This is a genomic window from Actinotalea sp. (assembly GCF_035443605.1).
Classification (GTDB): domain Bacteria; phylum Actinomycetota; class Actinomycetes; order Actinomycetales; family Cellulomonadaceae; genus Actinotalea.
On the sequence record NZ_DAORSQ010000108.1, the window covers coordinates 1 to 8,049 of the forward strand.

Sequence of the window (8,049 nt, forward strand, 5' to 3'; positions counted from 1 at the left end):
CGAGAAGGGCGCACCGACACCCGTGGCCTGGACCCGGCTGCGCGCACCGAGCGGCTCGATGTCGCCCATGGACGCCGCCGCGATGACCGCCGCCGTGGCGGCCTCGCCGCAGCAGGTCCGGTACGCCGCTGCGGTGGACCGCGAGTCCGCCTACGAGCTGCTCACCGCCCGGTCCGCGCGCGCCGAGGCCGACGCCGCTGCGTCGGCTGCCGCCGACACCGCACGCAAGGAGGCCGAGGTCGCGGCGGCCGCCGCCAAGAAGGAGGCGGACCGCCGCGCGCGCGAGCTGGAGAAGATCGAGGAGCGGATGCGCAAGGAGTCCGAGCGCGAGACCACGCGGTCGACGAGCCGGCCGCGCTCGTCCGCCAGCCCGCTGGACTCGTTCCTCAAGTCCGCCGGCACGCAGCTGGGCCGGGAGATCACCCGGACGATCTTCGGCACCCGCCGCCGCTGAGCCCCGGGGGCCGGGCCGACGGGCCGGGTCCGATGGGGCTCAGCGGACCAGGACGAGGAGCAGCTCGACGGTGCCCGTCGGATCGACCGTGACGAAGCCGAGGTCCGGCGGCTCCAGCTCGAAGTCCGCGAGCGTGATCGGCACGGTCGCGACCACCTCGATCCCGTCGACGGTCCGCTGGACCAGCAGGGTCGCCGTGGCCGGCAGGGTGACCCCGCGCAGCGTCATGGTGCCCTCCGCCAGGACGCTGACGGGCTCCGGGGCCGTGCCGACGGCCGAGACGTCGACGGGCGCCACGAGCTCGAAGACCGCCTCGGGGTAGGTCGACGTGTCGAGCGCGCGGCGGAAGTAGGCATCGCGCGCCGACTCGTCCGTCGTGATCGTCGCGGTGTCGACGGCGACCCTCGCCGCCGTGAGGGAGCCCTCCGCGACGGTGACCGACCCGGTGACGAGGTCCGTCCGACCGACCACGACCACGGCGGTGCCCGACAGCACCTCCCCGATCCGGTAGCCGCCCTGCGAGCCGGTGGAGACCTGCCACGTGCCGTCGACGTCGATGCTGGCCGGCGGACCGGGGGGCACCGTTGCCGTGGCCGTGGGGCTGCTCAGGCCGAGCGGCTCGTCACCCGGCCCGCTGACGAGGCGGGCGTACACCCACGGGCCGCCGACCACCGCGGCCACGGCCAGGACCACGGTGACGACGGTTCCGACGAGCCACCGACGACGGTGCTCGGGGGGCAACGGCGCCCGGCTCGGGTCGACCGGCCCGGCCGTGCCCGACCCCGCGACGACCGGTCCGGGGACCGCCCGCATCGCCCCGGTGGGCTCGCGGCGGTCACGACGACGGCTCTCGGCCGGGCGGTCCCCCACAGGTCTCCTCGGTCGTTCGGTGCGGACGGGCACCACGGTACGCCGCGGACCGGACGCGCCGTGCCGCCGGTCCGGGCGGGCGGGTCAGCGCGGGGCGCTGCTGGGGGCGGTCCCGCTCGGGACGGAGGCCCCGGTGGGCCACGCCACGGCGAGCCCCACCGTCACGGCGCCGTCAGGCCCGACCCGCACCAGCCGGTGGTCGGTCACCCGGCGCGTCGCCGGGTCGACCCGCAGGATCGTCAGCTCGGCGAACCCCTGCAGGGGACCGACGGTCGGCTGGTCGAGGGTCGCACCGGCGGTGCTCGCCGAGACGTAGCGGACGCCATCGCCCACCCGGCCGGGCCCGTACCTGCGGTGCAGGTGGCCGGAGACCTGCACCGGGACGCAGCCACGCTCCATGGCCTCGGTGCCCACCGCCGGGGTGTGGACCAGCAGCAGGTCGACGTCGCCGTCGGCGCACGCGACGTCGGCCAGCCGGGTGCCAGCCTGCGCCAGGCCCTCCTCACCCGCGAGGCGCGTGCCCGCTCCGATCCGGGTCGCGTTGGGGTCGGCGTCGCCGAGGATCCGCAGCCCGTCCACCTCGACCACGCCGCCGTCGAGCACCACGGCGCCGGCCTCGGCCTCCTGGGCCGAGGTCTCCACGGAGTCGTGGTTGCCGTCGGAGATCACCGTGGTGACCCCGTGGGGCGCGGCGGCCGCGAACGCCGCGACGCAGTACTGCTCGACGGCCGTCCCGTTGACGGTGCTGTCCCCCGCGTTGAGGACGACGTCCACCGCGGCGAGCTCGGCGACGCGGCGGATGACGCGCGCCATCCCGACGTTGCAGTGCAGGTCGCTGACGACGAGCAGCACCACGGGCTCGTCCGTCCCGGGGTCGTCGACGCCGCCGTCCGGGACGTCCGGCGGATCGTGCTCGGCCCGCAGTGCCGCCATGGCCTCGTCGAGGGCGGCCCGCCCGGCCCACGCGACATCGAGCGCCGCGACCGCACCGTCGTAGAACGTCTCGTTGGTCCGGTAGGCGTCCACGACGTAGCCGCCGTAGGTGTCGATCACCCCGGCGAGCCGTCCCGTCAGCCGTGCGCCCTCGAGCGGCGTGCCGTCGAAGACCGCCGACGCCGCCTGCGCGTCGTCGCCGGAGGGCACGGCCGGTCCGCTGGAGGTCAGCGTGCCCGCCATCACCAGACCGAGGGCCACGGACCCCGCCAGCAGGCGGTACGGGACGAGCGCGGCCGCGACCTCGGCCCGCCGGCGCGGTCCGAGCAGCGCGCGCACCGCCACGGCGCCCAGCACCAGGGCCAGGGCGGCGAGCAGCGACCGGCGCGCGGCGTCGGCGGCGAGACCGCTCACCGCCGTGCCGAGGGTCGCCTCCGGCGAGCCGAAGAACTGGACGTAGCCCTGCAGGTCGGCACCCAGCGCCTCGAGGGTGCTCGCCTCGTCGACGGCCGTGACCTCGCGCGGGATCTCCTGGACCACGACGGCGACCCCGAGCGTCAGCGGCAGCGGGGAGTCGATGACCACCGTGCCGAGCGGCCCCAGGTCGATGGTCACGAGGTGGTCGACGGTGACCTCGTAGTGGGCCAGGTGCGGGCCGAGGCTCGCCTGCGTCTGGGCGGTCGTCACCCCCCACGCGGCGGCCGGGACGAGGACCGCGAGGCCGATGGCGACGCCACGGGCGAGCCGGCGCACGGTCGGCAGCCGCCACGGTGCCCGCCGCCTGCGCCGCGGGACCTGCGAGGTCACCTCGGCAGGCAGGTCGCCTGCGTGGTCGTGCGGCTGGTCCCCGTCCATGGTCCTCCCAGCCTGAACCATCGGACGCGTCGGTGCCACCGAGCACCGCCCGGCCGTTCGCCGTGAGCGAACCGCCGGCCCGGCATCACCCCCGTGCGGCGCGCGGCCCGTCCGACCCGGCGGACGGTCCCCCGACGAGGTCCGCGAGCGCCGCAGCGTAGCCGCCGGCGCGCGGGTAGCCGCCGTGCGTGGCCACGGCCGGAAGGTAGCCGCTGGTGTCGAGCTCCTCCGCCGCGCGGTCGAACCGGCTGCCGGTGTACCCGTCCAGCGGGAAGCCGAGGTAGTCGGTGCGTCGCCAGAGGTTGACCCAGCGCACCGCCCCGCCCGGCCCGGTGAGGGTCGCGACGAGGCTGCCCGCCGGCGACGGACCGGCCGGCGGCGATGTCTCGTCGTGCACGATGGCGTCGCGCCACGGGTCGGGGGTGAGCAGCCGCGCGCCCCGACCCCGCGCGGTCCCCAGGACGGCCGGCCCGAACAGCTCTGGGAACATCCGGCCGAAGTACGGCCGCAGCTGCGTGCCGTAGGTGAGCAGCGAGATCCGGTCGGTGAGTCGGGCGCCGTGCTCGGTGCGCGCGGCCAGGACGCTGGCCACCGTGAGCACCGCGCCGAGGCTGTGCGCGGAGACGACGACGCGTCGGCGCCCGCGGGTCGGGACGCCCCCGGCCGGCTCCACCCACTCCGCGTACCGCCGGACGAGCTCCGGCACGACGCGCTCGGCGTAGCACGGCGGGCCGAAGGGGTGCCCGGTGCGCGGCAGCAGGCAGATGAGGTCCCACGCGAGACCGAGCGGCCGGGTGCGCCCGCTCGCCGCACCACCCACCATCCCCGCCACCACGGCCACGCCGACGATCCCCGCGCCCCACGCCGCGGTGTCGACGAGACCCGCGTAGAGGCCGGCACCGAAGCCCTCGGCGGCCACGCGGCGCAGCTGCGGCGGTCCGAGCCCGGGGCGGACGGCGATCGCCGCCGTCAGCGCCACGGCTGCCGCCGTGCAGAGCGCGCTGGCCTCGGCCAGCACGCGCGTGACGGGCTCGGCGCGGTGGGCGACGGCCGCGGACCGCCGAGCACGGCGCAGCAGCGGCTCCGCACCAGGGCGGGCGGCCAGCTCGTCGAGCTGCCCGCCGGGCCGGTGGCCACGTCGCAGGGCCCGGGAGACCGGACCGGCCGCCGGCAGCGTGCGCGACGTGCGCGCCGCCGAGAGACCCGCGATCGCGAGGACGGCGACGAGCGTGACGAAGGTCGCGGCGCCGAACCACACGTACACCGACGGGATGCTCAGCTGAGGATCGGGCACGGGGCAGACGACCGTGCAGCCGTCGCGCCCGGGGGCCGGCACCGATCCCGGCAGGCCGATCCCGCCGCGCAGCAGGTCCCCGGCCGGGCGCCCGCCGTTGAGCCAGTCCCCGGCCGCCACGACGGTGACGCTGGACAGCGTCAGGGCGACGCCGACGGACAGCTGGAGGAACACGCCCGGTGCGCGCCCGCCCCAGGCCTCGAACCGCCCGTCCGCGGTGCGCCGCCACCAGCGCGCCGACCACGCGAGGGCCAGCAGCAGCGTCGCCAGCAGGGCCGGGGTGGCGACGAGCCCGAGCAGCGGCAGGCCGGCGGTCCGGTGGTCGACGGCGGTGAGGAGCGTGAGGTGGGCCGCGAGGAGCACCGCCCCGGACCACGCCAGCCGGCGCGACCATCGCGTCACCCTGGCGGGGCTGTCCCCGGGCAGCGCAGCGTCCCCCCAGGCACGCGAGACCAGGGCACCGAGCGTGAGCAGCAGGCCGGTCACGGCCAGCGCCAGGGTCACGGCGAACGGTGCGGCGCTGCCAGGCAGCGCCGCCAGCTGGGCCCGGCAGGCCGCGGACTGGCTGCCCAGCAGCTCGGCCGGGGACGTGCACGCGTCGCCCGTGCCGAACACCTGGTGCCATGCCGTGGTGAGCACGAGGAAGAACAGCCCGCCCGCCACGTGCATCCGGCCGCTCGCCGCGGTCAGCCGGGCGTTGGCCCAGAAGCCGGGCGTCGCCAGCGCCGGTGCACCGTCGGGAACGCCGGCGCGCTCCGCCGGAGCCGCGGCGAGCTGCTCGTACCGGGCGCGCGAGACCCGCGCCAGGACGGCCACGAGCACGAGCGTCGCCAACGGCAGCACCGTCCCGACAGCGAGGCGACGTCCGGACGACAGCGTGGCCAGCCCATCGAGCGCAGGGGGCAGCTGCGCGCACCACCGCTGCCCGCCCGCGAAGCACTGGCTCGCGACGAGGTCGAGGCTGACGACGGCCGACGTGCCGAGCAGCAGCAGCGTGAGCAGCAGGGCGAAGACCCGCAGCGCGGCGGCCGACGCACCGTCCTGCCAGCCGTGCGTCCAGCCGCGGTCCTGGTCGAGCCGCCGGCTCCAGAACGCGACGTTGACGAGGCCGAACGGCAGCAGGAGCGCCCACCCGACGCGGGCGAGACCGCCGACCATCACCCCGACGGTCCCGGTGCCGGCCGTCGGAGAGGTGCGCGCCAGCCCACCCCACGAGTAGGCCTCGCGCACGACGCCGTCGGGCACGTGGCCCCGGTCCGCGGGGGTGAGTCGCGCCAGGACCTCGGCGGTGGGCCGCCAGAAGGAGCCGAGGTCGTCACCCGCCACCTGGGCGATGTCCGCCGGGCCCAGGTCCAGCAGCGCGGGCGGCGGGGTGTTGTTGACCCCGTGCACCCGCAGCTCGAGGACGTCGCCCCGCTGCGGGACGCCGGCCGGGGGTCGGCCACCCGGTCCGGGGTGGCGCACCCCACGCGCCAGGAGGAGACGGAGCCTGTGGACCAGTGACATCGCTGCCCCCTCACGGACCCGTCGCGGGGTCTCGTCGGGCCTGCCCGGACTCTCGCAACGTAGCCCCGGGCCACCGGGGCGGCCACCGCAGGACGCCGCGCCGACCCGACGCGTGGCTAGGGCGCTGGGATCTCCAGCGTGACGACATCTGTCGGGTTGCCGGCCGCGTCCATGCCGTACAGGCAGTAGCGGGCCGGCAGATCGGCGCGCTCGAGCGTCAGCGGGGCGATGAAGAAGTCCCGGAAACCGTCGGTGTCGGTGCAGTCGACCTCGTCCGGCGGACCCCACGTGAAGCGCACGGTGGTGATCTCCGGCGGGTCGAGGTGGGGCCGCACCACCACCGCGCCGTCGCCGATGTCCTCGACGCTCGCCCCGGCCGCGACGATCGGCGGTGTGCGGTCGACGTCGAAGAGCACGGATGCGGCGCCGTCGTAGTCGTCGTCCGCGACCGCGCACAGCGCGTACCGGCCCTCCTCCTGCGGCAGGTCGACGGGCACGACCGTGCCGAAGAGCTCCCAGTCCTCACCGGCGAGCGGCAGCACCACGTCGAGGGCGCCGTCGTAGGTGGCGGGACTCGTGCAGGCGGAACCGTCGCCGAGCGGGACCACCACGGTCCGGGCGCGGCCAGGCTGGCTCCCGACGAGGCTGACGTCCGGCAGCTGGCCCGTCGCGTCCGGCAGGTCGCCCCCACGGAACGACCCGCCGCCACGCTCCGTCCAGACGCTGGAGACCGGCAGCGGGCACGTGTCCCCGAGCTCGAGCTCCCCGCTCCGGGGGTCGAAGCACTCCCCGATCCCCGCGGCGCTCTGGGCGTAGCTGGTCTCCTCGACCATCGTCGCGACGCCGTCGGCCACCTGGCACGGCCGGTTGATGGCGCACGCCCCGCCGTCGTCCGCCGTCACCCCGCCCGAGGTGGTGTTGATGACCGCGACCACCTGCTCGGGCACGCCGTCCGCGTCGAGCGTCAGCAGGGGCGACCCGCTCGACCCCTGGATGATGCCGGGGCAGTCGTTGGACCAGACGCCGAACCACAGCCAGGCACCCTCGATGACGGTGTGCTGCGCCCCGAGGGTGCACTCGCCGAGCCGCATCACCCAGTCGTCGTGCATCAGATCCTGGACGGGGACGCCCACGTTGACGACCTCGGTGCCCTCGGCAGGCTCCCGCTCGGTGATCGGGACGGGGTCCACGCCCAGGTCCGCCAGCTCGTCGAGGGTGGCGTCGAGTCGGATGACGGCGGTGTCGGTGGCCCGCATGGTCGAGTACGCGAGCTCGACGACGTCGACCGTGAGCGTCGCGTCGAGGTTGCCGTCCGCGCGGAAGAACTCGGCGGTCCCGAACCACTCGATGCCGATCGTCGTGCGCTGGGCCGAGCGCCCCACGTCGCCGACGCAGTGCCCGTTGGTGAGCACGTAGGCCGGACCGTCCGGCACCCCCGTGTCGATGAGGGTCCCGGTGCAGTTGGAGCCCGCGTTGAGCGACGCGATCCCGGAGAAGTCCACCACCCGGTCCAGCGGGAGCGGGTCGGCCGGCTGCACTCCCTCGGGACCGGGCGGGACGACGTCGTCCGGCCCGGCGGTGCACCCGGCGAGCAGGAGGGCGGTGAGGACGATCACGCTGACGCGTCGGGACACGGGGCTCCTCGTGACAGCCCGGTTCGGCGGGGCACCCGGGACGACGATCCGCGAGAGTACCGCCCATGATCGCGAGCGGGAAGGGCGTCGAGCGTCTCGCACCCGCGCGCCGCCCGGACGCGTCGCGGCACCCCGTCCCACCGCGTCAGGACGACGAAGGGCCGCCCTCGCGGGCGGCCCTTCGGCCCGGTGGAGCTGAGGGGATTCGAACCCCTGACCCCCTGCATGCCATGCAGGTGCGCTACCAGCTGCGCCACAGCCCCGGTGCCCCTGAGGGCGAGGTTGAGTGTAGGCGATGCCCGGGCCGCAGGGCCAATCCGGTCCCGCCGGTCGGTCGGCCGGCGGTCCGGGAACCGCGTGGGCGCTCAGGTCCGCAGGGCGTCGGCCGTGCTGCTCGGCAGCACCTCGGCCGGCATCCCGGCGTTCCAGTCGTCCACCGCGACCGCGGGCCCGAGGTTGTGCGCCTCGACGTACCAGTCGGTCCCGGCGTGCCGGCCGGAGGG

General features: G+C 76.2%; 5 protein-coding genes and 1 tRNA gene. 1 reads left to right on the forward strand and 5 read right to left on the reverse strand.

What is annotated here, in order from left to right; all coding sequences use genetic code 11:
• On the forward strand, window positions 1–454 hold a 454-nt coding region (locus PKY62_RS11025; RefSeq protein ID WP_324536905.1), incomplete at its 5' end, for a helicase HerA-like domain-containing protein.
• A 39-nt stretch (window positions 455–493) separates the two neighbouring features.
• On the opposite strand, the gene PKY62_RS11030 is transcribed toward PKY62_RS11025, so the two are convergent.
• The 5 genes from PKY62_RS11030 to PKY62_RS11050 all read right to left on the reverse strand — a co-directional run bounded on the left by PKY62_RS11030 (window position 494) and on the right by PKY62_RS11050 (window position 7,809).
• On the reverse strand, window positions 494–1,147 hold the full coding sequence (locus PKY62_RS11030; RefSeq protein WP_324536908.1) for a YceI family protein: 654 nt from the start codon (window positions 1,145–1,147) through the stop codon (window positions 494–496).
• Window positions 1,148–1,408: 261 nt separating this feature from the next.
• Complete coding sequence (locus PKY62_RS11035; RefSeq protein ID WP_324536910.1) at window positions 1,409–3,112, reverse strand: metallophosphoesterase; 1,704 nt, start codon at window positions 3,110–3,112, stop codon at window positions 1,409–1,411.
• A gap of 85 nt (window positions 3,113–3,197) precedes the next feature.
• Entirely contained in the window at window positions 3,198–5,912 is a 2,715-nt protein-coding gene (locus PKY62_RS11040) for a hypothetical protein (protein ID WP_324536912.1), read from the reverse strand.
• Window positions 5,913–6,028: 116 nt separating this feature from the next.
• The gene (locus tag PKY62_RS11045) at window positions 6,029–7,546 is read right to left on the reverse strand and encodes a trypsin-like serine peptidase (protein WP_324536914.1); all 1,518 of its coding nucleotides are present in this window, start codon (window positions 7,544–7,546) and stop codon (window positions 6,029–6,031) included.
• 190 nt (window positions 7,547–7,736) lie between these two features.
• A tRNA-Ala gene (locus PKY62_RS11050) sits at window positions 7,737–7,809 on the reverse strand.
• Between the last annotated feature and the right edge of the window lie 240 nt (window positions 7,810–8,049).